18 protein-coding genes and 2 pseudogenes are annotated in these 23,106 nt (G+C 61.1%); 11 read left to right on the forward strand and 9 right to left on the reverse strand.

Annotated features, from left to right (window positions below; translation table 11 throughout):
• The first annotated feature begins 146 nt into the window (after positions 1-146).
• Entirely contained in the window at positions 147-2,753 is a 2,607-nt protein-coding gene (locus K3F49_RS11485) for a type I secretion system permease/ATPase (RefSeq protein WP_234681426.1), read from the forward strand.
• Positions 2,740-4,164 (forward strand): HlyD family type I secretion periplasmic adaptor subunit, encoded by a 1,425-nt coding sequence (locus tag K3F49_RS11490; RefSeq protein ID WP_234681031.1) that lies wholly within the window; start codon positions 2,740-2,742, stop codon positions 4,162-4,164. Before K3F49_RS11485 ends, K3F49_RS11490 begins: the two co-directional genes overlap by 14 nt.
• A 77-nt stretch (positions 4,165-4,241) precedes the next feature.
• Here K3F49_RS11490 and K3F49_RS11495 read toward each other — a convergent pair whose 3' ends face one another.
• Both K3F49_RS11495 and K3F49_RS11500 read right to left on the reverse strand, forming a co-directional pair.
• On the reverse strand, positions 4,242-5,594 hold the full coding sequence (locus tag K3F49_RS11495) for a carboxylate--amine ligase (RefSeq protein ID WP_234681032.1): 1,353 nt from the start codon (positions 5,592-5,594) through the stop codon (positions 4,242-4,244).
• A complete protein-coding gene (locus tag K3F49_RS11500) occupies positions 5,591-6,862 on the reverse strand; it encodes an NAD(P)-binding domain-containing protein (RefSeq protein WP_234681033.1) in 1,272 nt (423 codons plus the stop codon). The genes K3F49_RS11495 and K3F49_RS11500 overlap by 4 nt, the downstream gene beginning before the upstream one ends.
• A gap of 658 nt (positions 6,863-7,520) precedes the next feature.
• Here K3F49_RS11500 and K3F49_RS11505 point away from each other — a divergent pair.
• The gene (locus K3F49_RS11505) at positions 7,521-8,903 is read left to right on the forward strand and encodes a polysaccharide biosynthesis/export family protein (protein ID WP_234681034.1); all 1,383 of its coding nucleotides are present in this window, start codon (positions 7,521-7,523) and stop codon (positions 8,901-8,903) included.
• 60 nt (positions 8,904-8,963) lie between these two features.
• Positions 8,964-10,022: a UDP-glucose 4-epimerase GalE gene (galE, locus tag K3F49_RS11510; RefSeq protein ID WP_234681427.1), complete on the forward strand. Its 1,059-nt coding sequence runs from the start codon at positions 8,964-8,966 to the stop codon at positions 10,020-10,022.
• Between the two features lie 659 nt (positions 10,023-10,681).
• Here galE and K3F49_RS11515 read toward each other — a convergent pair.
• Positions 10,682-11,035, reverse strand: coding sequence for a VanZ family protein (locus K3F49_RS11515; RefSeq protein WP_452100883.1), 354 nt, complete (start codon positions 11,033-11,035; stop codon positions 10,682-10,684).
• Between the two features lie 945 nt (positions 11,036-11,980).
• Between K3F49_RS11515 and K3F49_RS11520 the strand changes: the two genes are divergently transcribed.
• From K3F49_RS11520 to K3F49_RS11535, 4 genes are all read left to right on the forward strand, one after another.
• Positions 11,981-14,023 carry a hypothetical protein gene (locus tag K3F49_RS11520; RefSeq protein WP_234681035.1) on the forward strand — a complete coding sequence of 681 codons (2,043 nt, stop codon included), beginning with the start codon at positions 11,981-11,983 and terminating at the stop codon, positions 14,021-14,023.
• Positions 14,024-14,119: 96 nt separating this feature from the next.
• Positions 14,120-15,163 carry a TAXI family TRAP transporter solute-binding subunit gene (locus tag K3F49_RS11525; protein WP_234681036.1) on the forward strand — a complete coding sequence of 348 codons (1,044 nt, stop codon included), beginning with the start codon at positions 14,120-14,122 and terminating at the stop codon, positions 15,161-15,163.
• Positions 15,160-15,780: a hypothetical protein gene (locus tag K3F49_RS11530; RefSeq protein ID WP_234681037.1), complete on the forward strand. Its 621-nt coding sequence runs from the start codon at positions 15,160-15,162 to the stop codon at positions 15,778-15,780. Before K3F49_RS11525 ends, K3F49_RS11530 begins: the two co-directional genes overlap by 4 nt.
• A gap of 35 nt (positions 15,781-15,815) precedes the next feature.
• Positions 15,816-16,415: a DsrE family protein gene (locus K3F49_RS11535; protein WP_234681038.1), complete on the forward strand. Its 600-nt coding sequence runs from the start codon at positions 15,816-15,818 to the stop codon at positions 16,413-16,415.
• 644 nt (positions 16,416-17,059) lie between these two features.
• On the opposite strand, the gene K3F49_RS11540 is transcribed toward K3F49_RS11535, so the two are convergent.
• From K3F49_RS11540 to K3F49_RS11565, 6 genes and pseudogenes are all read right to left on the reverse strand, one after another.
• Entirely contained in the window at positions 17,060-17,401 is a 342-nt protein-coding gene (locus K3F49_RS11540; RefSeq protein WP_234681039.1) for a hypothetical protein, read from the reverse strand.
• Between the two features lie 25 nt (positions 17,402-17,426).
• Positions 17,427-17,699, reverse strand: a complete 273-nt coding sequence (locus tag K3F49_RS11545) for a hypothetical protein (RefSeq protein WP_234681040.1) — start codon at positions 17,697-17,699, stop codon at positions 17,427-17,429.
• Positions 17,700-17,765: 66 nt separating this feature from the next.
• Positions 17,766-17,990, reverse strand: a pseudogene (locus K3F49_RS11550) (sugar ABC transporter permease); the annotation flags it as partial.
• A pseudogene (locus tag K3F49_RS11555) lies at positions 17,989-18,570 on the reverse strand (PfkB family carbohydrate kinase); the annotation flags it as partial. The pseudogenes K3F49_RS11555 and K3F49_RS11550, both read right to left, overlap by 2 nt.
• A 5-nt stretch (positions 18,571-18,575) precedes the next feature.
• A complete protein-coding gene (locus K3F49_RS11560) occupies positions 18,576-19,031 on the reverse strand; it encodes an RbsD/FucU family protein (protein WP_234681041.1) in 456 nt (151 codons plus the stop codon).
• Between the two features lie 82 nt (positions 19,032-19,113).
• Positions 19,114-19,353, reverse strand: a complete 240-nt coding sequence (locus K3F49_RS11565) for a hypothetical protein (RefSeq protein WP_234681042.1) — start codon at positions 19,351-19,353, stop codon at positions 19,114-19,116.
• Between the two features lie 356 nt (positions 19,354-19,709).
• Here K3F49_RS11565 and K3F49_RS11570 point away from each other — a divergent pair, with 356 nt between their 5' ends.
• The 3 genes from K3F49_RS11570 (at position 19,710) to K3F49_RS11580 (ending at position 23,106) form a co-directional block, all read left to right on the forward strand.
• On the forward strand, positions 19,710-20,960 hold the full coding sequence (locus K3F49_RS11570) for an ABC transporter substrate-binding protein (RefSeq protein ID WP_200468655.1): 1,251 nt from the start codon (positions 19,710-19,712) through the stop codon (positions 20,958-20,960).
• Between the two features lie 131 nt (positions 20,961-21,091).
• Positions 21,092-21,919 (forward strand): AraC family transcriptional regulator, encoded by an 828-nt coding sequence (locus K3F49_RS11575; RefSeq protein WP_234681043.1) that lies wholly within the window; start codon positions 21,092-21,094, stop codon positions 21,917-21,919.
• A 176-nt stretch (positions 21,920-22,095) separates the two neighbouring features.
• Positions 22,096-23,106 (forward strand): branched-chain amino acid ABC transporter permease, encoded by a 1,011-nt coding sequence (locus K3F49_RS11580; protein WP_234681044.1) that lies wholly within the window; start codon positions 22,096-22,098, stop codon positions 23,104-23,106.

Below are 23,106 nucleotides of genomic sequence, written 5' to 3' on the forward strand. Positions count from 1 at the left end.
CTGGGTGCGGCATCGTCAATGTTTGTGAATGCATGAGAAGGAATCTCGACGCGGCCGGTAGCTGCGAAAGGTTGAGTAAAAAAATGGCGATCCAGAATGGAAATGCCGATGTCGCAGATCTCGGGCTTCGAACCCTTGCTCTGTTCATGCGCCTTCATGGCGTGAACGCCGAGCCCGACCAGCTCCGCGATCGTTGCGGGGAGAGCGCAATCGGCATCCGTGCGATGCTTCGCTGCGCCCGCGATTTTGGACTGAAGGTCGGTTCGCGCACAACACATTGGAAACAGCTCGCAGGCATCAATCTGCCCGGAATCGCAGCGCTGCGTGATGGCGGATTTCTGCTGCTCGGGAAGGTCGAGGACGATGCGGCGCTTGTGCTGCATCCAACCGCGTCACACCCGAAGTTGATGCCCCGTGCGGAATTTGAAGAAGTTTGGGACGGCCGCTTGATCCTGAGCGGACCTCAAAGCCTCGCCGGTCGCGCGCATGCCCTTACCGATCTGATTGCGCATGGGCGTGATCTGGTTGGCCGCGTCGGTGACGCCCTCATTCGTCGCGCCGGTGACGCCCTCAGGCAGGCATATTCTGCCGATCCTCGCGATATACCCGTCCAGGAGGCGGGTCCTGAGCCTGCGAGTGACGATGAGTCGGGGCTCATCGCCTTGGCGATCTTGCTGCGTTGCCATGGTATTGCGGCCGACCCGGAGCAAATTCGGCATCGTATGGGTACGTCGCGGATCGGTGTGACCGAAATCCTGCGCTGCACCAGGGAGTTCGGGCTCAAGGCCCGGGCACAGCGGTCGAGCTGGAACAGACTTGGCGTCACGCCGCTGCCGGCAATTGCCCTGCTGCGCGACGGCGGCTTCCTGATCCTGGGTAAGGTCATCGACGACAAGCTTCTGGTTCAGCGCCCGTTGTCTCCCCGTCCCGAATCCATGACCCAGGCTGAACTCGAAGCCATCTGGGACGGCGACATCATCCTGATGACCCGGCGTGCGGCTCTGACGGATCCCGCTCGGCGGTTCGATATCAGCTGGTTTCTCGGTGCGGTTCACAAGTATCGCCATCTCCTCGGCGAAGTGCTGATTGCGTCGTTCTTCCTTCAGGTCTTTGCCCTCGTCGCCCCGCTGTTCTTCCAGGTCGTCATCGACAAGGTGCTCGTGCATCGAAGCATCAGCACGCTCGACGTCCTGATCGCGGGCCTCGTCGCGTTGACCTTGTTCGAGACCGTTCTCGGCACGTTGCGCGTCCATCTATTCGCACACACGACGAACCGCATCGACGTCGAGCTCGGCGCCCGGCTGTTTCGCCACCTGATGGCGTTACCGATCGCATATTTCCAGACACGCCGCGTCGGCGATTCGGTCGCACGCGTTCGCGAGCTCGAGAACATCCGTCAGTTCCTAACGAGCTCGGCGCTCACGCTCGTCGTCGATCTCTTGTTCACTGCAGTTTTCCTTGCGGTAATGTTCTACTATTCAACGTCGTTGACGCTGATCGTTTTGGCATCGTTCCCGTTCTACATCGGAATTTCCGTCGGCGCCGCGCCGTTGTTTCGCCGGCGCCTCGATGAGAAGTTCAATCGCGGCTCGGAGAACCAGGCCTTCCTGGTCGAGAGCGTCACGGGGGTCGAGACGCTGAAGGCGATGGCGGTCGAGCCGCAGATGCAACGCCGCTGGGAAGAGCAACTCGCCGGTTACGTGGGCGCGAGCTTCCGCGTGCTCAGCCTGAACAATACGGCGAGCCAAGCGGTCCAGATGATCAACAAGCTGGTCACCGCCGCAACGCTCTACTTCGGCGCCAGGCTCGTGATTGGCGGCGACCTGAGCGTCGGCGAGCTTGTAGCGTTCAACATGCTGGCGGGGCGGGTGAGCATGCCCGTGCTTCGGCTCGCGCAGATCTGGCAGGATTTCCATCAGGCTCGTCTGTCGGTCGATCGTCTCGGCGATATTCTCAACACCATTCCCGAACCAAGCTTTAGTTCTGCCCGCGCCGCGCTACCGCCCATCCGCGGCAAGGTCGTATTCGAGCACGTAGCCTTCCGCTACCGCGCTGACGGCCCCGAAATTCTGCACGACGTGTCCTTCGGCGTCGAGCCCGGCCAGGTCGTCGGTATCGTGGGCTCTTCGGGCTCGGGCAAGAGCACAATCGGCAAGCTGATCCAGCGGCTCTATGTGCCGGAGAGCGGGCGCGTGCTGGTCGACGGGGTTGACCTCGCGACGGTCGACCTAACCTGGCTTCGGCGTCAGATCGGGGTGGTTTTGCAGGAGAACGTGCTGTTCAATCGCTCGATTCGCGAGAACATTGCGCTCGCCGACCCGACCATGCCCATGGAGCGCGTCATTGAGGCGGCGTCACTCGCCGGCGCTCACGACTTCATCCTGGAGCTGCCGGAGGGCTATGACACCATCGTGGGCGAACGAGGCAGCAGTTTATCCGGCGGGCAGCGTCAGCGTGTCGCGATCGCTCGCGCACTCATTACCAACCCCCGGATCCTTATCCTTGACGAGGCCACCAGCGCGCTTGACTACGAAAGCGAGCGCGCCATCCAGCAGAACATGAAGCGAATTGCCGCCGGCCGGACTGTGTTCGTCATCGCTCATCGGCTCTCGACCGTGCGCAATGCGAACCGGATCGTCACACTTGAGCATGGCCGAATCGTCGAGGACGGCAGCCATGACGAGCTGATCCGCTCGAATGGGCGCTACGCGAACCTCCATTATCTACAGGCCGGTATCCATGACGTCCGCTAGCCGAAATATCGTTACGTTTCCGAGAGCCGAAGTTCGACGCCGAGAGCAGGAAATTGCATTTCTGCCCGCGGCGCTCGAGATCACCGAATCGCCGCCGTCGCCGATCGGTCGCGCGATCGGGGCGAGTATCATCGCAGTCTTCTGCGTCGCGCTGTTGTGGGCATCATTCGGCAGCGTCGATATCGTCGCCACCGCGACGGGCAAGATCGTGCCTGGCGGGCGTACTAAGCTGATCCAGCCGTTCGAGACGGGCGTTGTCCGCGCAATTCACGTACGTGACGGACAGACCGTCAAGGCCGGCGACGTTCTGATCGAGCTTGACCCAACGATGACGGAGGCCGATCAGGAGCGCCAAAGGAGCGATCTCGTCGCGGCCGAACTCGACGTCGCGCGGCTGCGCGCAGCGCTCGCCGACGATCCGCTCGCCGCCTTCAAGTCACCGCAGGGCGCAACTGCTGCCGAGATCGAGATGCATCGCCAATTTCTGATCAGCCAGCGCGCCGAGCAGAGCGCCAAGCTCGCCGAGATCGAGCGTCAGCAGGGCCAGAAGGAAGCTGAGCGGGCGACTACTTTGGCGAGCGTGGCGAAGCTCCAGGCGACGATACCGGTGCTTCAGGAGCGGGTCGACATTCGCAAGACTCTCGTCGACAAGGCCTTGGCTTCGAAGGTTGTCTATCTCTCCGAGTATCAGGAACTGGTCGGCCTCCAGCAGGATCTGGTCCTCCAGCAAAGCCGGCTCCGCGAAGCCGACGCAGCGATCGCCCTGCTGAAGGAAACGAAGGATAGAACCGCCGCAGAGTATCGTCGTACGACCTATGACGCACTTGCGAAAGCCGAGCAGAAGGCTGCGAGCGCTGCGCAAGAGGTGGTCAAGGCGGAGCGGCGCTCGAAGCTTCAACATTTGACTGCGCCGGTCGACGGCGTCGTGCAACAGCTCGCCGTTCACACGGTGGGAGGCGTGGTGACGCCGGCGCAGGCGCTGGCCATCGTAGTTCCAACCGAGAGCCAACTCGAGATCGAAGCTATGCTCTCCAACCGCGACATCGGCTTCGTCCATCCCGGACAGAAGGCGGAGATCAAGATCGATACGTTCAACTTCACGCGCTATGGGCTCCTCCATGGGGACGTGCTTAGCGTGTCGACCGACGCCATCACGCGGGACAGGCAGGGCGGACCGAACGACCGCGCGTCGGGCACGGCGCAAGGCAGCAGCGAGCCGAAGGGCCAGGAGCTGGAATATGCGGCGCGCATTTCACTCGACCGCACCCAAATGCAAGTGGAAGACAAGCTCGTGAAGCTCGGCCCGGGCATGGCGGTCACGGCCGAGGTCAAGACCGGCAGGCGCAGGATCATCAGCTACCTTCTTTCGCCGCTGGCGCGATACAAGCAGGAGGCGCTGCGGGAGCGGTAGACGAAGCGAAGCATCATGGATGATCATCGCAGGCAACTAGGGCGGCATTCCAAGCGAGCTGGCCCGGTCGGCACCCGTTAATTCCACCACGGCCATGCCAGATAATGCCGCAGTGAACCTACGACCGAGATCAAGCCCGACCACAAGCCGTATCGCGAAACCGGTATCACGTGATCCGGTCTGCGCTCTTGATCCATGCCAGTCGACTGCCAGGTGGCGTGGGACTTAAACAGTCCGAACCGGAGTATTTTGCGAACGGCTCGGATTGCAAAACGCGTCCACACCATCAGGAAAGGCAAGGGATCATCCCAGTTGAGCCAGGCGAACTCCTTCTGCCCCTTAAACGAACGCAACCAGTCATAGGCCGACAGTTCGCCCCGCCTGAAGTAGTTCACGCTTGCACGGAGATCGTCCGGTTCTACTACAAGAACACGTCCATCGACCTGTTTGGAGCGCCGCACAATCTGGCCGGTGAGATCGCAGTAGAGAGCTCTCGCAACGTCGAGACCGTTGTCGTCCACGAACACGCGAAACTGGGCCCCGATGCGCGGATTGAAATCCAGAAGCTTGTACTGTCGATCTCGCTCGTCGAAGCGAAAGTCCAAGTCCATTATGCCCGCATAGGATATCGCCTTGAGCAAAGTCTGAGCATGATGAAACAGAACGTCATTGTTTATGGATCTGCCCAGCGTAGTCACTCCAGCGTGTGGCGGATAGGATCGTAGTTTCATTCCCGTGAAACCCGCCAGGCAATCCGACGCGCCATTGCAGTAGCCATGGAAGAACCAGTCCGTTCCAGGATGAATGTATTCTTGAAGCAGCAGGTTGGGATTCTGCGAGCCCCCCGCCCCTTGCCAGGCATCGACAAGCTCCTGTTCCGAATGAACAATTGATACCTTCAGCTTCGGATGAAGCCAGCCCGCTGCCGGTTTAACGACGATCGGAAATCCCGCCGATGCCGCAAATTCGTGCACATCTAGGATAGACGTAGGACACCGCGTGTTCGGACAGGACACGCCTATTTGACGGCAGAACTCGTACAACATCTGCTTGTTCGCAAGTTTCCGCGGCAAGCCGGGTGATATATCGGGAAATACGAACCATTGCCGCAGCGTCGCGAATTCTTCGGCGACTAGGATGGCCCCCAGATCATCGGTGGGAATGAGGATTGTGGGCCTGTCGAGATTCTTGCCAATCTTCGCCAACGCTTCAAGCAGCTGCGGTCTTGGCAGATCGCCCGCGCGCCATACAAAATTCCCTGCCAGGTATCTGGAAGTCCCCGCAGGGGTCAGGTGATCGTCAGCAACGGTGTATACTGGTATGCCCAACCTTCCCAGGCTTCGGATGATGCCAAGCTGCCCATGGTGAATGGCATAGCTCCCCGTCTTCAGGATAAGCACGGGGGCGGAGCGATCATGAGCAGTTCTCATGAGCTGTTCGGGTTGTGCTCGGAAATCAGCGCTGCCAAAGTCGAAGGGGATGGCGCTTCCCTTTCGCCAATACTGCGGCAGATACGTTCGGCAGTGTACTGACATCCACACAGGAAACGCATCACCGGCCCAAAATTGTAGGCGCTCGCGAGCCCGGTGAAATAGAGGCCCGGGATTGAAGACTCGAAGCTGGTAGACAGTAGGGGAACCTGCTGGACGCAACGCAGATCGCGCAACAAGGACGCATCGACGAACGGCAGCGAGTTGGCGGCAAATCGATAGCCTGTGGCAGCGATGACATGGTCGGCGGCGAGATCGCCTGATCTTCCATCCGGTCCGCTGACGTGAAGCACTGCCCTTCCGCCTCTCGTCGTCGCGCCTAACACGGACTGGCCCAAGAGGATCTGGACATGGCCGAGAACCCGCTCCCGAAGCCACCACGCGCCGGCCGGGCCCAGCAACGCTTGGCGGCGCCTGCTACCCCGTACCATCTCGATACGCGCCCTTTGAGGTAGGTAGTAAAACAGAAACGGGGCATTTGCGCAGAACCACGTTTGAAGCCCTGCGCCCAACGTCGAGTCTGGCCGCCGCGTTCGCTGCCAGAGCGATCGCGGATCAGATGAAGGGCTCTGATTCCAGCTAATCGAAGACCCGCGTACGAGCAGGCTCACCTTTGCCTGGCTCTCATTCAACAACGCTGCAGTCTCGAGAGCCGACTGTCCAGCACCGATGACAATGACGTCGCGACCTTTGAAGTGGCTCAGGTCGCGATGGACACTGCTGTGTGATCGCAACTCTCCTGGCAGCTGCGCCAGTTCCTGCGGAACATACTCGGCATGTGACAAGCCGGTCGCGATAACCACACTTTTCGCCCTGATCCTTTCCCCGTCCGCCAGCCTCAAGTCAAACCCGTCTTGTCTTTTGTCGAGAGCCGTCACCAATACATCTTCCACCACGGGAACAAAACGCTGCTGAAATGACAATGCGTATCTGGTGAACGTCTCGAGCGGAATGGGAGCCGTCGCGAGGGAAGATCCTGCTGCTGTGCGGAATTGCTGTAGAGTGTAGTGCCCGGACGGATCGGCAAGGCTCGACGCGTGTTCTTCAGATTTCAGAAACATGCCCTCTGGCATTTGCTCTCGCCACCGACGCATCGGCGTACCGAAGATCCGAAACGGCACACCAGAGGAGCGCAAATGCGCCGCGACGGAGAGGCCATAAGGCCCTGCTCCGACGATCGCTACCGGCAGATCCGACAGACTAGCCATTGTCGCCCCCAATCGTAATCTTTCGAGCAGTAATGAGACAAACTCGCAGCGACCGCACAGACCGTTGGAGGAAGCTGCGCGGTTGCGATGGCGTTGTCCCACACGCAGACCCGTGTCCCATGCAGATGGAGGTCAGCTGCAAAACAGGCCGCGGCTACGGGTAGGAATCCGCTACCTGCTGGCATATCAATCGAGCAGCCAATCCGCCCCCTCCCTTGGCTCACGATCGCCCTGCCCCGTGAGACCCAATGTGCCGGAAGCTTGGTAGACGCCGGCAAGTTGGTGAAGGACGCGCAACTCATAGCAGACAGGCCACCATCACTCGCCACTTGGGCGGAATCAGTACAGTCGTGATCATTGGATGGAAATTGGCAATAACTGGATGGGACCGGCAATAAGTGGGTAACTACGATGGTCGATTGAGCCGCGACGGCGCGGGATTAGATTCGGGCTGCTATAAGCGCCCGTCCCGATGGGGACCGATCAGTCGAACGGAGCGGAAGAATGCACCGAGCGGTCGCGTCAATGAGAGAACAGAACGTAGTTCTGCGGATCGCCTGTCTGGACGGCTACTCGGACGGATTTTGACTTACCGCCTTCCGCGAACAATTTCGAAAGACTTCACTTCGGTGACCACATTCGTACCGGGAATGACGCAATGCCGAACTCCAGACTGCGCAATACCTTCCATATCGACCTCTCCAGCAGCGACTTCAGTCGTTGCATCAAATGCGCCTTGGTGGCTGTTGGCTTGACAATTTTCGTCACTCCAGCAAAGGCAGAATATCTGGTGGACGTCGGAGACGTGCTGGAGGTTGCGGTGGCGGGCGTGCCGGAGCTACGGCATCGTGCTGCCGTTCAATTGGACGGGAATGTTTCGTTGCCACTGGTCGGAGCGGTTCCAGTGGCCGGCCTGCCCTTACCGCAGATCCAAGCCAAAATCGGCGCTGCATTAGCAAGCAAGGCATTTCGACAGAGGACGTCGGACGGCCGTGAGACGGTCGTCGTGATCGACGCAGACGAGGTCACGACGGTCATCGCAGAATACAAGCCCATATACGTGAACGGGGATGTATCGAAGCCGGGTGAGTACCCTTATCGTCCGTCTATAACCGCACGCCAGCTCGTCGCCGTGGCAGGCGGCTACGACATCATGCGTATCAGAATGAACAACCCTTACCTCGAGTCAGCCGACCTGAGGAGCGAGTATGGTTCACTTTGGACAGAGCTAGCCAAAGAACAGGCGCGTATGTGGCGCATCAAGACTGAACTTGGAGAGGGAGTCCAGATCGCTCCAAGCGCGTTGATGGACACGCCCTTAGCTCGATCGGCGATCTCGGAAATCGTTAACGCAGAAACGGAATATCTGAAGACCAAGCAAAGTGATTATCAACAGGAAAAGACGTACCTTCAGCACGGCATTCGACAGGGAGACGACGAGGTCCGCGTGCTGTCAGAGCAGCAGAAGAAGGATGAAGAAGGACTTCAGGCAGATCTTGACGACCTGCAGAAAACCACCGAGCTCTTCGGCAAGGGATCCTTGATCAGCCCTCGCGTTACGGATGCGCGTCGCGCGGTACTGCTGTCATCAACACGGAAGCTGCAAACCTCTGCGCAACTGTTGCAGGTCAAAAAGCAGCAAGACGAGTTCGTCAGAAAGCTGTCAAAGCTGGATGACCAGCGCAGGCTCGACCTGCTCCGTGAGCTGCAAGATACCAGCGTAAGACTCAATCAAATTCGAGAGAAGCTGCAGAGCGTCGGCGAGAAGCTTCAGTACGTTGCGATGGTTCGAACACAACTCGTGCGAGGAGCCGGCAATAACCTGGAGATTGCCATTATCAGGAAGCGCGATAAGGGGGAGGAACGAATCATCGCAGGCGAAGATACCGAGCTGCTGCCGGGTGACGCCGTCGAGGTCAGCCTCCAATACCAGGATGGTCCTGCCGTCCCTCCCCGAAAGCTAAGCAGTTCAGATATTCGATCGGGAACAGGTCCGACCGATTCAACCGCAGGCGATTCGGCTCGCGTCGTGCAGAGGTGACAACAAGCGCCGTCGCAATATTGCACCAAACTGGTTGAGCGAAAGCGGAAGATGTCCGAGATGGTCCTAGTGACCGGGGCTGCCGGCTACATCGGGTCCCACGTTTGCATCGCGTTACTGGACGCCGGCCTCGACGTTGTCGCCGTCGATAATCTCTGCAACAGCAGCAAGGCGTCGCTCGAACGGGTGCAATCCATCTGCGGGCGGACGCTCGTCTTTCGGCACGCAGATATCCGGAATGAAGACGTGATCTACGACGCACTCCGTGCTTACGGCGTGACCGCGGTCGTTCACCTTGCAGGACTAAAGGCGGTCGGCGATTCCAACATTCGGCCCATGACGTATTACGAGAACAACGTCCTGGGAACGATGCGCCTTGTGTCGGCCATGAAAAGGGCGAATGTAAAGTCGCTCGTCTTCAGCTCGTCCGCGACGGTTTACGGGATACCGAACTATCTGCCGCTCGACGAGAAGCATCCGCTCGGTCCGACCAATCCGTACGGCCGTACAAAGCTTGTTATCGAAGAGATGCTGAAGGATCTCTGCGGCTCCGACGACGGTTGGCGGATCGGCAATCTGCGCTATTTCAATCCGGTTGGCGCGCACGAAAGCGGGCTTGTCGGAGAGGACCCGATCGGCGTTCCTAGCAACCTGCTGCCGTTCGTGGCGCAGGTGGCAATTGGGCGGCGGGAGAAGCTGCAGATCTGGGGAAACGACTACGCCACCCCTGACGGTACCGGAATCCGCGACTTCATTCATGTGGTCGATCTCGCATCCGGGCATTTGAGTGCCTTGCGTCACCTGATAAAGCCCGGTGTGCTCACGGTCAATCTTGGCACGGGTAACGGCAGCAGCGTTCTGGAGGTCGTTCGCACATTCGAAGCGGTGAGCGGGCGATCGGTTCCCTATGAAGTCAAGGAGCGCCGTGCGGGTGATGTTGCCGCCTGCTTTGCCGACCCAACCTTTGCGATGGATGCCTTAGGCTGGAAATCGACCCGATCCTTGCAGCAGATGTGTGCGGACCATTGGCGTTGGCAATTGCAGAACCCCAACGGCTACCATGGCAGCGAGCTTCCGAAAGTCCGGGAGCGGCCCAGACATCTCCACCGTCGCGCCTGAGTGCGTCGGCGCGAGCTATTCGAACGGGCGCCGAAGGGCCTGACGGAATGAGCGGGTTCGCAGCGAGCCATTGCGGCAGGCATACCGCCCATCAGGGGTAGCTCGTCAATACCCAAAATCTCCACGCCAGACATCGAGGCAGCAGGTAAGATGCTGTGCGCCTGGGGATTTGCGATGCCACACTATCGTGCATTCGTTCTGGACAAACACGGCCAATTGGGGGGCGTGGTCAACCTTCACTGCCCAGACGACGCGTCCGCAACCGAGCGGGCTGGGCGGCTGGCGGACGGCCACGAGGTTCAGCTCTGGCGGCTGGTCGCCGACCTTAAATTTGGCGATCCGCTACACCGACCCAAGCGGCGGCGAGGCGCCCGCGCTCCAATGCACTGAGCTCGATTGCGCGTTGCGTGTTCGCCTCGCGGTCCGATCAGCCAACAATTAGCATGCGGTTCGAGCGAAGCACTCCCGGCTCGCGCTTCCAAGGGCGCCTCGGCTTCGAGAGCGCCGAGATCCAGCCGCTCCGCAGGAGCGGCTCGAACGCCTTGCCTTCGCGGCGTCGCAGGACGATCGCGCCCGGCTTCATCGTCGTTGGACGGCGGCCGACGCATCGCCCTTAGCGAGTTGTGCCGCCTGCAGATCCGCACCGCGCCGGATCTTGGCTAAATTGCGCCATCATCCAGTTGAATCCAGTTGACCGCTGCGGACAGCGCGAAGCCGACGCAGGCCGAGAGCGCATCGACCACAAAATCCTCAAGCCTCGCATGCCGCCCCGGCACCCATAGTTGCGAGATCTCAAGCAGGCCGATCAGGGCAACCGCAACCGCTGAAACAATCCAGCGCCGCTGCGGATAGGCGAGGCCGAAGAAAAGCCCGACCAGAAGGAACGCGAGCGCGTGATCGCCCTGCTGACCGAGAACAGGGTGTGGCCGAACATACCCAGGTCCGAGCGTTACGAAAGTGACAGCGGCCGCGAGTAGCCACGCGACGAGTCGAAGAAGAGCGGTAATAACCACTAAAGCGCCTCGACGGGTTGCCCCGGCCGGGGCTCGCCATTTCTGAGTCTCGATTTCAAAAGCAGGGTCCCTCCCACAACGGCAACGTCAATGCTCGTAGCCCTTCAGAAAATACTCTTCGTGCGCTGCTGCCGAGGCCGCGAACCTTGAACGATCCAGTCTGGAGCGCTCCAGCTTGAGCCAGGTCGAACCGTCACTTTCTATGCTCAGCTTACCGGACTGCGGTAAGCGTGTGCGTATGCGGTGGCATTGATCTAGGTGGCGGCGCCGGTTGCTGGAACAATCCCGATCTCCTGCTGCGAAAACCCCTCCGACCAAATTCATTTCCCGTCTACCCGTGGAACACTGGGTCAAAGTTACCACCTCCTCCTCGCACATGCGTCAGAATTCCTTGATGCGCGTGGACGAAAGGAGAGTACTCCGAACGGATCGGACACTGAGCCACAATCCGGATGTGGCCTTGTGCTCTGCAGGCTTACGCGCTTGCTTTGGATCGGCACACGCCGACTAGGTGCGAAACGGCTGATTGTAGCTGCACATAAGAATGTCGACCCGTTTATTCCAAACGGAGTACCAACCTGTAGTGCTTGCCCCGCGCTCCGTTTGGCGCGCAATAGAAACGCGCTTGCGGTTCTCATTCTTGGTGATGGCACGCCCAGGAATGGACAGCCACCGGCTTCAGCCCGCTCGGGGCCGTCTCATTGGCGAAGACGGCGGCCCGCTATCGTTCGTAGGCAATCAGGTCACACCGCGCAATGCACCGGAAGGCACTTTGAGCGGTTCACGGTTTCGATGAGCGGACCCAATCCGTAGCCTACCTTAAAAATGGTGCGGAGGGTCTTCCAAGCGAGCCCTATGATTTGCGGAAAGGTGGAGAGCACAATGATGCAACTGAAGGAAGTCGTATTGCTACGCGACAGGTGATTGCAGAAGAGTCGCACGGTCATGCTCAACGACGACGTGGTGAAGGTCTCGCTCACGATGGGACGATATGCCCCCCTGCGGATGGCAGCGGTCATGCTCGCTATCACATGGGCGTCGGAAACGGAGGCCTTCCCGGATCAGACGCGGCAGCTCGCAGACGCACAACAGGCGACGACTGCCCGCAATCCCGGTTCTGACGAGTTTGAAACGTTGCCGCCGCGCCCAGACGGCAGCTTCGAATCGATACAGGTTGCGCAAACAACGATCAGCGATACAAGACCCCCGCACCAGGCTCCAGAACAGCAACGCGACTGGGCAGAGTCGCTGTCCTGCGAACTTACCGTTGCAAGGCGCGACATCGAGTTGCTGCAACATCTTGAGCAGGAGCACGATCGGGCCGAGTGGCTGGTGCAGGATCTCAACGCGGCTCGGCGCGAAGTCGAAGCCCAAAAGGCGTTGGCATCGAAGGCCGTCGAGGAAGCTTCCCGACTGAAGGAAGCTTCCCGGCTGAATCAAGCCGGCGAAAGTGGCTCCGGTGAGCTGCAGGCATCGCAACAAGAGGAGCTCAAGCGATCGGCGCTGCTGGCGCAGGATCTCGCAGCCGCGCGGCGCGATATCGAAACCCAAACTGCGCTGGCGATGAAGGCAAGTGGGGAGGTGTCCCGGCTGAAACAGGCAGGAGAGACAGGCGAGGAAACATCGCGGCTGAAACAGGTGGAGGAGAGCGGTGCCGCGGAGCTGCGGAAGGCCGTGCAACAGGAGCGCGAGCGGTCAGCGCGGTTGGAGCAGGATCTCGCAGCCGCGCGGCAAAACATCGAGTCCCAGGCTGCGCTGGCGGCGACGGCAAACGCGGAACTTTCGCAGCGAAGTCGGGCAGCGGAGGCCAATGCCGCGGATTTGAGGCAATCGATGCAGAAGGAGCGCGAAAGGGCCGACACTCTTGCGCGGGATTTCTCCCTGACGCGAAGCGCTATTGATGCCTACCAGGCGCAAACAGCACTGTTGGCGAAAGGTAGCGAGGACGCATTCCCGCAGAAAGCGGCAGCAGAAAGCGGCGCCGTCGAGTTGCAGAAAGCTCTGCAACAGGAGCGGGATCGGTCCAGGCAGCTGGAGCAGGCACTGGCGGCCGCGCGACGAGATATCGATGCTCAGACGACGGTGGCGACAAAAGCCAGCAACGAGGTCGCCAAGCTATCGCAGACAGCACAAGCTGGCGCTGCGGAACAGAGGCGATCGATGGAGCAAGAGCAAGAGAGAGCCAATGCGCTGGCGCATGATCTCTCAATGGCACGCAGCAAGATCTACGCGTACGAGGCTCAAGCGGCCAAAGTTGCCGAGGAAGCGGCGCAGGTTAAACAAGCGGAAGCGAGCGATATCGCCAACTTACGGCTATCGCAGCAAAAGGAGCGCGAGCGGGCCGAGCAACTGGCACGGGATCTCGCGAAAGCGAGCCACGATCTCGACGCGCAGACCGAGCGCGCGTCCAAGGCAAGCGAGGAAGTCGTACGGACTAAGCAGGCAGAAGAGCGGAACTCGGCCGAGCTGCGCAGCTTGCTGCTGCGTGAACGCGCGCGGGCCGAGCGACTGGAGAGGGATCTCGCGTTGGCGCGTCTGGACAACGGCGCGCTTGTGGCGAAAACTCCCTCCGCGGCGCCTCCACTGGCTGCCGCCGGCAACGCCGTGCGCGAGGCGCCGCAGCCAGCGCCGCCGCCGCCAATCCAGAATCAGGCAGTCCAAGATCAGGCCATAGCGGCGCGCAACCAGGGCGATGCTTCGGTCAATCCTAACGACGGGGTCCAATCGGCGAAATTAATCGCGCGCGCGAGCGTACTTCTTAAACAGGGAAACATCGGCGCGGCGCGGATCGTGCTGGAGCGCGCCGTTGAGATGGGCAGCGCGCAAGCAAGTTTCGCGCTCGCGGAAACCTACGATCCGCTGATACTTCCAAATTTTGGAACGTATGGAACGCAAGGCGATCCAACTAAAGCGCGAACTCTATACGCGCGGGCCGAAGCTGGAGGAATCAAGGAGGCGAAGGCGCGATTCGAAGCGCTGCGTCGATAGCATGGTCTTGAGCGGCGATGTTCCCAAGTTGGCAATGCGGCAAACGAGGATCGAAAGCGCCGACACGGATGCGGCATGTGTAGAGGGAGTGGGTCAATGAAACGGATTATCGGATTGCGTCGGCTGCTCTTACTCGCGGCGTTCGCACCATTGCTCCTGCCCATTCAGCCCTGGGCAGCTGCACGGCCGCAAGACAATCGGCCTCACAAGGTTCGTCTGGCACGGCCCGAGCCGCCGCAGCCGAGGCCTGAAGTGATTTCCATGAACGCCTGGACTGTCGGCCTGGCCGGCGGTCTGCTCGAGGGCGCGCCGATCCGCCTGGCGGCGGAGATCGCGCGTGTGGTCGACGATGGGGACAACCTGCATGTTCTGCCGGTCGTCACACGTGGGGCCACGGAGAACCTGAATTCCCTGCTCTATCTGCGCGGCATCGACGCGGCGATCATCAATTCCGACGCGCTCGAGGAATACAAGAGCCAGGTGCCGGACATCCAACGACGAATTGCGTATGTCCTGAATCTGTTCCCGTCCGAGCTGCAGATCTTCGTTCGACCGGAGATTCAGAGTTTGAACGACCTCGCCGGCAAGAAGGTCAATTTCAACAACCAGGGCACTGCGGCGGCCTATTCAGGGCCGATGATCTTCAGCCGGCTCAACATCGAGGTGGAAAAAACGTTTATTCCGCACCAGGTGGCGCTCGAGCAGATGCGCAAAGGCGAGATGTCAGCCGTCGTCTTCATTACATCGAAGCCGGTGGATGCTTTCGTGAGGGGTCGTTGGGAGCCAGGTTTCAAGTTCCTGCCCGTCCCGTACGAGAGCAAGTTCGAGGACTACTATCTCCCCGCCACCCTCGACGCGACCGACTATCCCAATCTGATCAAGCAGGGCGAACGGATTTCGACGATTGCCGTGCCGACCGCTCTGGTCGCCTTCAATTGGCCGGCCAAGACAAATCGCTCTGAGCGCGTTTCGCGCTTCGTCGACCACCTGTTCTCCCGGATCGACAGATTGCAGGCACCCGGTTTCGATCCGAAGTGGAAATCCATCAACCTCGCCGCGACGGTTCCGGGTCTGGCGCGCGTCCCTGCGGCGCAAGCTTGGCTGGATCGTCAACCCGGCGCAAAACAAGCATCACAATGAAACGCGCCGCCATCCTGCTTTTTGCTGCACTCGGGTGCACAGGCGGCATTGCGTCGGCCGAAGAGTCGATGACGCAGCTCCGTTCCTGCCTTCAGAAGGAACACGCGGAGCACCTCGGGTGCTTGAACAAATTGACGCGTACCGTCGTGCCCCAGCGTCGCATGACGCCGGAAGACGACTGGATCGTCAGCCAGACGACCTCGCCAGTAGACTACGCACCGATCGCGACCGCTACGGCATCGTCACGCAGCGGAACCGGCGATTCCGCGATGCAGTTGTCGATTCGCTGCCGCGGCGGCCGGACGGAGCTGGTGCTCGCGGGACCCGGCATCTCCCGCGAAGGAGGTGATGATGCGATTTCGTATCGCGTCAATGATAATCCGGCGACGCAGGTCGCAGCAGCCGTACCGGCATTCGGTCCCGGCGTCGCGTTCGCCGGGGATGTTGTTCGCCTCGTGCAGTCGCTCCCGGACGGCGGAGACCTCATTGTCCTCCTCTCACCACGGAGCGGGGCTGCCCATGACGGAACGTTCTCGCTCGCCGGGCTGGACACGGCGCGCGCGAAAATCGCTGCGGCCTGCAAATGGCCTCGCGCGATCGCGACACCGAATCATTGATTGCTGCAGATGCTTTTCTTCGATGGAGACGCAGAATGATCAAGTTTCATCATATTGCCACAGCACTCGCGATGGGAGCGGCCGCCGTTCTGGTGTCCGCATCGTTTGCGGTCGCTGAGCAGGGCGGAAAATACTGGACACCGGCGGAAGGGCAGCCTGTCTCGCATAAGACGAGCCCTGCGAGACACCATATCGCGACGCAGACAGCGTCGACGCGGATGCGATCCGCGCTAGCCCGTATTGAGAATCCTGCTGCAACGAAGAAGAAAGAACATCACTTGATCCTGCAGGTGAATACCAACGACCCCACAGCGATGAATCTCGCGCTGAACAACGCGACGAACGTAGCCCAATACTACAAGGACGCAGGCGAGACGGTGAAGATCGAGGTGGTCACCTTTGGACCCGGCCTGCACATGCTGCGCGAGGACACATCGCCGGTAAAGGCGCGCATCGAGGAAATGGCCCTGGGCACGCCCGAGGTTTCGTTCAAGGCCTGCGGCAACACCCAGGAGAAGATGCAGAAGGCCGAGAGCAAGGATATTCCGATTGTTCGGCAGGCGGAGGTCGTCAAGTCGGGAGTCGTGCACGTGATGGAACTGCAGGAGAAGGGCTGGACCTACGTCAAGCCGTAGGTCGGACCGCCTTCACGGAAGCCGCACTCATGCTGCCGAACAATGCGTCGGTCTCCGAAATGCTCGTGCATTGCCAGTTCGAACCGATGCTCTGAGATTCGGGCGGAATCGATACCCCATGACCCCGCATTCTCGCGGCTTATGTCGCCCGAGCTTTGCTTCGTCATTCCACCCTCTTGTCCAGAGGGGCGCAGGGAAGACCGGGTGCCGACCTCGCACCCGCGGTCTGCTGCGCGAAAATGTAGCGCAAAGAGACCGCACAACAGCATACAGGTGTGGCCAATCACTCGGCCTTCCCTGCGCAGTGGTTTGACGGCTTATGCCGTGCTCTCCCGGGAGCCGAGTTCCTTCTGGCCTCCCTCGCCTCGCAGATGAGCGATGCGGTTAACCCGGTTGGGCGCTCCACACCTCCGCGAAAACTTGACCGTAGCGACGACGGCCAGGACCACACGGTTTTGCCGTACGCGCGTTCGCCGGCCGCCACAGGGTCTTGCGGCCGTGTGCACACGCACCGCAAGAATGTTGGCGAGACGAACTGTACAGCACAGCTCGTCCGCACGCAGTTTCGGACTCACAGGGACTACCCGCCCTGCCCGCACCTCTCGTGCCGACGCTGCCGCGTCCACCGCAAGCCCGGCTCTCGATCAGTGACGACGTACGATCGCCCCTCCAGGTCGAGCCGGATGAGCGATACATACGCCATTCCCGAATTTCGGTAAAGCGGAATATTTTTGGCCGGAGGGGTTGACCGCACGGCGAAACAGGCCGGGCCGAGCCGCGAGCTCAAGAAATGGCCATCCCCGAAACCTTGTCGAAGAGATGCGTTCGCTCCAGATCGAGCGCGACGTCGATAAAGCAATCCGGCGCCGCAGCCACCCCACCGGCATCTGCGCCGTGAACGGAAATGCGCCGACGGCTCCAATCACGAGCGTATGCGGCCAGAGCGGCTCCACGTCTTTCACCATCAAGCGGACGGATGAGCTCATCGGCACATCTTGACGGAGCACGTGGTCAGGCCGCACGCCGAAGCACAACCGGCTGGCCGACGCTCCCCGCGTAGGCCGCCTCGCGGGACTTCGGCAATTTCAGCACCGCACCCGACGGCTCGCTGAAGACCAGCACGCCGTCGCGAGCGACAATCTCGCCATGGATAAATTCATTCTGGGTGCGCCCATGAAGCCCGCAACGAAGAGATTGCTTGGCTTCTCGTAGATTACGCCCGGCGGGGTCTTGAACGCCGTCACCACGACCCAATAAAGCGGAAACGCCGTGATCAAGCACCACGCCAAGAGACACCGGCCGCGACCAGGCGGCGGCTCCAGCTCGACAGTCCGGTGAGGCCCTGCCCGCTCATCGGTGCTTCTCCAGATGCGGTCGCAACAGCGCCAGATAGGTCACGCCGATGATCGTGATCGCGATCAGGAACAGGAAGCTGAGCGCCGACGTGTAGCCGAGATTGAACTTCTTGAAGCCCTCCTGATAGGCGAACAAGGTCAGGGTCTCGGTGTCGACCCCCGGTCCGCCGCCCGTGATCACGAACACGGTGTCCATGATCTTGTAGCTCTCCATCAGGCGTCAATCCCTCGGCCTCGGTTTCGTTGGGAACGACGTAGTCGCATAGTGCAAACAGGCCGTCGTCGAATGCGAGCGCCGGTGCCGGGTTGAACACGGTGATGCTGCCCACAGCGCGCGCGATCTCAAGCCCGCGCTGCGCGGCCGCGACCGGCTGCTCGAGCTGGGTCACGAAGACGCGGCTGCTGCGGATCGCATCCGCCGCCGCGTCGACATCGGCGGGGCTGCGACCGTCGGCCGCTCCGCTCACCACGATGATGGCGTTGTCGCCGCGCGTCTCGTGAACGTAGATGAAGGCGGCGCCAGTCCATGCCTCCGCAGTCCTGGCGACGCGCGGCCGAATTCCCTCGGTTTCCCATGTCCTGATGGCAAGCTCGCCGAAAGCATCGCTGCCGATCCGGGAGATGAAGGTCACGTCCGCGCCCGCGCGCGCAGCGGCCACGGCCTGGTTCGATCCCTTGCCGCCTGGTCCCATGGCAAATCCCGAGCCCGCGATCGTTTCACCGATCGCAGGCATGGTGCCGGCCCGGAAGGCCAGATCGACGACGAAGATGCCGAGCACTGCGACGCCAGTCTTGCTCATGGTCGTCACGCTCCGTCCGGCGCGATGACGCCCTTGGAGAACAGGAAGCAGCCGTAGAAGCGCCGCTCACCGGTGGCGATCACGCAGTAGGCCGTCTTGGCCTTTTCATAGAAGGCATGGCGCTCGACCCCGACCAGCGGCCAGGAGCGTCCTTCGGCGCGGTCGATCGCGGCCTGCACCTCGCGCTGCACCGGCGGCACCTCCTGGGGCTGGCCGACGATCTCCATGCGGATCGCGGCATCGTCGACGAACGTATCGAGCGGCAGCACCGAGAGGATGGCTTCGATCGCCTTTGCCGTGCTGACGTTGTCGATGCGAAGCAGCTCGCCGAACACGGTCTGGCGCGCGATCGAGTCGGCAGGAAAATTGGTGTCGCACACCACGAGGCGATCTCCGTGCCCCATTGCGCGCAAGGCATAGAGCACGTCGGCATTGAGCAGTGGATTGATGCCCTTGAGCATGTTGCGTCCCTCTCTTGTCTTCAAAAATCGCCCGAACTCTGATGGTCCGGATGCCAACCCATATCACCGCAAGGTAACGCCTTTAATCCCCGTCGGGAATCCAGGTGTTCGGGGCGGCGACGACCCGATTGCCCATCGCGATCAACGGTGCCACCAGGCTGATGAAGCCGAGCAACGGGGCCTCCTGCTTGCCGCCGACGAACAGTTTTGCCGTCCGATCGATCGGCGGCGCGCCAAATCTGGCGCTGTCGGCTGGGGCGATCCCGGGTAGCGCGCGCCCCAAGCGAACGAATTTCGCAGGGATAGAGACCGGTTCCGGCACGCCTTTCCGGATGTGGTCGCTGCGGCGCCCCGCATCACCTGGCTCTCGACATGGAGGTGAGTGTCGATCGCAGGGCGTCACCGAAACCAAGCGCTGCTGCGGGGCCGCGAGCACAGCCGCATTGTTGGATCTCAATGTCGAAGATGCGCGACATTGCACCGCGGAACGATTTGCAACGCACCATTCAAAATGAGACTGCCCGTTAAGCCGCGCATGGCTCCGACGCGTGCGCCGCATCCAAGTTCGGCTAGCCTCCGCTTCAAGAACCGTTGGCCTTGCACAAACGCTGCACCGCGCGGTGGGCGCGCGAGGATGCGGTGAAAAACAGCGACAAGAACGCCCCAGGGAGGAGAGCAATGTTGAAAGGCAGTCTAGGACTGATCGCGTTGAGCAGCCTGTTGTTGTCGGGCACCGCCTTCGCGCAGGAGAAGATCAAGGTCGGCGTCACCGCGACGCTCGAAGGCACCTACACCGTGCTCGGCGAGGACGGCATCCGCGGCTTCCAGACGGCACTCAACGTGCTCGGCAAAAAGGTCGGCGACAAGGAGCTCGAATTCGTCATCGCTTCGACCGACGCGACACCGGACTCGGCGGTGCGCGCCGTGCGAAAGCTGATCGAGCAGGACAAGGTGCAGATCCTGCTGTCGCCGCTATCAGGCGACGAGGGCATCGCGGTCAAGAATTTTGCAAAGACTCATCCCGAGCTGACGTTCATCAATGCGGCCTCCGGCGCCCAGGAAACGACCTACGTCGATCCGGCCCCAAACTTCTTCCGTTACAATATGGACGGCGCGCAGTGGCAGGTCGGCCTCGGCAAATATGCGTATGATGAGAAGAAGTATCGCAAGATCGCGACCGTCGGCGAGGATTATTCCTTCATCTACACCCAGGTGTTCGGCCTCGTGCTCGAATTCTGCGGCGCCGGAGGGCAAGTCACCAACCGGCAATGGGTGCCGCTCGGCACCAAGGATTTCGCTTCGGTCATCGCCGCCCTGCCCGACGATGTCGATGCGATCTATCTCGGTCTCGGCGGTGCCGACGCAGTCAATTTCCTCAACCAGTATCAGCAGGCGGGCGGCAAGGCGCATCTGATGGGCGGATCGATCATGATCGATCAGACCATCCTGTCGTCCAAGGGCAACGCCAAAAACGCGCTGGTCGGCACGCTGGCCGCGAGCGGCCAGGCCGACACCTGGGAGGACCCGGGTTGGCAGAAGTTCGTGAAGGACTATCAGGACGCCTTCCCGCCGAACAAGCGCTTCCCGAGCCCGTCGCTGCTCGCCACCAATTATTACGGCTCGACCATGGCGCTGATCCTGGCACTGCGTCAGGTCAATGGCGATCTCAGCGACAACCAGTCCAAGTACAAGGCCGCGCTGGCGAAGATCGAGCTTGATGCGCCCAACGGCAAGATCAAGCTCGACGCTAATCGGCAGGCGATCGGCACCAACTTCGTCACTGAAGTCGTCGACGACGGCAAGGGCGCGCTGTTCTCGAAGGTCGTGAAGGTGATCCCGAACGTGAACCAGACGCTGGGCTACGACCCCGCCGTATTCGCCAAGATCGGTTTGCCAAGCCGTACAGTGCCGGAATGTAAGAAGTACTGACGTAGTCGTATCAGCGGCGCCATGACTGACCGGGGAGAGATTTGCAAAGAGCGCGACACGTGCGCCCTTGCATTCTCTCCCCGGTTGTTGAACCCTATCAAAAAAAGACAAGAGGTTCCGGGAGGGAAGGCATGAGCCGGGCGCTCGCCGTCTTCCACGGCCGCTTTGGCCGGGCGACGGTCTATCAGTTGAACCGCCCTTTCAACATCCACGCGCATCGCGAAGGTCATTTGATCTTCCATGTCGGGGGACGTCCCGCATGCATCGATGTCAACGATGGACGTTACGAGCTCACCGAAGGTTCCGTGGTCACGGTCAATCCATGGGAGCCGCATAATTTCCTGCCGTCCGATCTCGACGGGGGCGCGGTCTTCTTCGTACTCTATGTCAATGCGGAGTGGTTTGCGCCCGATGCGCCCGGCGCCGACCGCCTGCGCTTCGGCCGCACCCAGTTCACGCGGTCAGCCGCCTTGGACAAGCATATCAGGCACGCGGCCGCCCTTGTGTGCGGCGCACCCTCGCTGAATAGCCTTGACGGCGAGCTGAGAAGCCTGATCGACATCTGTTACGACGAAAGCTGGCAGCAGGCCGAGCTCACGCGGGATCCGCGCGCCAATGGCTCCGTCACCGATTTTCGCGTGCGCAAGTGCATCAAGATGATGTCGGAGAGCCCCGGCGCCGAGATCGAGCTCGACACCATCGCGCGCGAATCCGGCCTGTCGCGGCCGCATTTCTACCGGCTGTTCCGCACCCAGACCGGCGTTACCCCTCACCTCTACCTCAACACACTGATGATGGAGCAGGCGCTGGAAGCGCTGGTGGCGAGCGAAGCGCCGATCGCCGATATCGGTTTCGATCTCGGCTTCTCCTCGCAGAGCGGGTTCACCCGTTTCTTCGCCGCCAATGTCGGGATGGCACCGACCGATTATCGTCGCGCGGCCAAGGTTTTGCGCGGTTGACGAGCGCGCGAAAAGATACTCACGATCAAATGCGCTCCCGTGCGTCCGATTAGGATGTGCGTAACGCGATCCCGACAAGAGGATCGTGGTCGATAGGGAGTGTACGTTCATGGCACAGCTTGCGGCCGGCAACGGTCTGCGTGCGACCTCGCCCGCAAGGGGCTCGAGGTGAAGCCATGACCCGCTTTGTCGAGCGCCACCCCGCCTGGGCATTGATCGTCATCATCGCGATCGCAGTGGCGCTGTGGCTGATCTTCGCGGTATGGCCGCCGGGGCTTGAAGAGGCAATCGGCCGCAAGCGGGTGTTCCTCAATGCGGTCTTCAACGGCATCACGCTCGGCGGTCTCTATTTCCTCGTCGCCAGCGGCTTTACCCTGATCTTCGGGCTGATGCGCAACGTCAACCTCGCCCACGGCTCGCTCTATCTGTTCGGTGGCTATGTCGGCTACGCCATCAGCGCCTCGACCGGGTCCTGGATCCTGTCCTTCATCGTCGCCTTCATCCTGACGGCGCTGGTCGGCGTCCTGCTTCAGGTCCTGGTGTTCCGCCGCATGGAGGGCCAGGATCTGCGCCAGACCATGGTGACGATCGGGCTTTCGATCGTGTTCGCCGATCTCATGCTGTGGGCTTGCGGCGGCGACTTCTACCAGATCCAGACCCCGAACTGGCTGATCGGCCCGATCGAGCTGCCGCTGATCACCGCGGTGAAATCCTCGGGCGAACCGGTCTATTTGCGCTATCCGCTGGTCCGGCTCGTGATCTTCCTGGCCTCCGTGATCATCGGCATCGCGATGTGGCTCTCGCTCAATCGCACCCGGATCGGCATGATCATCCGCGCCGGTGTTGACGATCGTGACATCCTTGCCGCAACCGGCGTGCGCATCCAGATTGTCTTCGTGCTGGTCTTCGCGCTCGGCGCCGGGCTTGCCGGTATCGCGGGCGTCGTGGGCGGCACCTTCCAGTCGCTGTCCCCCGGTGAGGACATCCGCTTCCTGCTCGCATCCCTCGTGGTCGTGATCGTCGGCGGCATGGGCTCGATACCAGGTGCCGCCCTCGGCGCGCTGATCATCGGCCTCGCTGAGCAACTCGGCTCGGTCTACATCCCGACCTATGCCATCGTCGAGACCTTCCTGATCATGGTGCTGGTGCTGGCGCTTCGGCCGCAGGGCCTGCTCGCGAGGCGCTGA

The sequence above is a fragment of the Bradyrhizobium monzae genome, assembly GCF_021458635.1.
Taxonomy (GTDB): Bacteria; Pseudomonadota; Alphaproteobacteria; order Rhizobiales; family Xanthobacteraceae; genus Bradyrhizobium.

Coding starts and splice junctions, on each gene's coding strand:
- K3F49_RS11485 (WP_234681426.1), top strand. CDS start 147: ATGCGCCTTCATGGCGTGAACGCCGAGCCCGACCAGCTCCGCGATCGT.
- K3F49_RS11490 (WP_234681031.1), top strand. CDS start 2,740: ATGACGTCCGCTAGCCGAAATATCGTTACGTTTCCGAGAGCCGAAGTT.
- K3F49_RS11495 (WP_234681032.1), bottom strand. CDS start 5,594: ATGAGAACTGCTCATGATCGCTCCGCCCCCGTGCTTATCCTGAAGACG.
- K3F49_RS11500 (WP_234681033.1), bottom strand. CDS start 6,862: ATGGCTAGTCTGTCGGATCTGCCGGTAGCGATCGTCGGAGCAGGGCCT.
- K3F49_RS11505 (WP_234681034.1), top strand. CDS start 7,521: ATGCCGAACTCCAGACTGCGCAATACCTTCCATATCGACCTCTCCAGC.
- galE (WP_234681427.1), top strand. CDS start 8,964: ATGGTCCTAGTGACCGGGGCTGCCGGCTACATCGGGTCCCACGTTTGC.
- K3F49_RS11520 (WP_234681035.1), top strand. CDS start 11,981: ATGCTCAACGACGACGTGGTGAAGGTCTCGCTCACGATGGGACGATAT.
- K3F49_RS11525 (WP_234681036.1), top strand. CDS start 14,120: ATGAAACGGATTATCGGATTGCGTCGGCTGCTCTTACTCGCGGCGTTC.
- K3F49_RS11530 (WP_234681037.1), top strand. CDS start 15,160: ATGAAACGCGCCGCCATCCTGCTTTTTGCTGCACTCGGGTGCACAGGC.
- K3F49_RS11535 (WP_234681038.1), top strand. CDS start 15,816: ATGATCAAGTTTCATCATATTGCCACAGCACTCGCGATGGGAGCGGCC.
- K3F49_RS11540 (WP_234681039.1), bottom strand. CDS start 17,401: ATGAGCTCATCCGTCCGCTTGATGGTGAAAGACGTGGAGCCGCTCTGG.
- K3F49_RS11560 (WP_234681041.1), bottom strand. CDS start 19,031: ATGCTCAAGGGCATCAATCCACTGCTCAATGCCGACGTGCTCTATGCC.
- K3F49_RS11570 (WP_200468655.1), top strand. CDS start 19,710: ATGTTGAAAGGCAGTCTAGGACTGATCGCGTTGAGCAGCCTGTTGTTG.
- K3F49_RS11575 (WP_234681043.1), top strand. CDS start 21,092: ATGAGCCGGGCGCTCGCCGTCTTCCACGGCCGCTTTGGCCGGGCGACG.
- K3F49_RS11580 (WP_234681044.1), top strand. CDS start 22,096: ATGACCCGCTTTGTCGAGCGCCACCCCGCCTGGGCATTGATCGTCATC.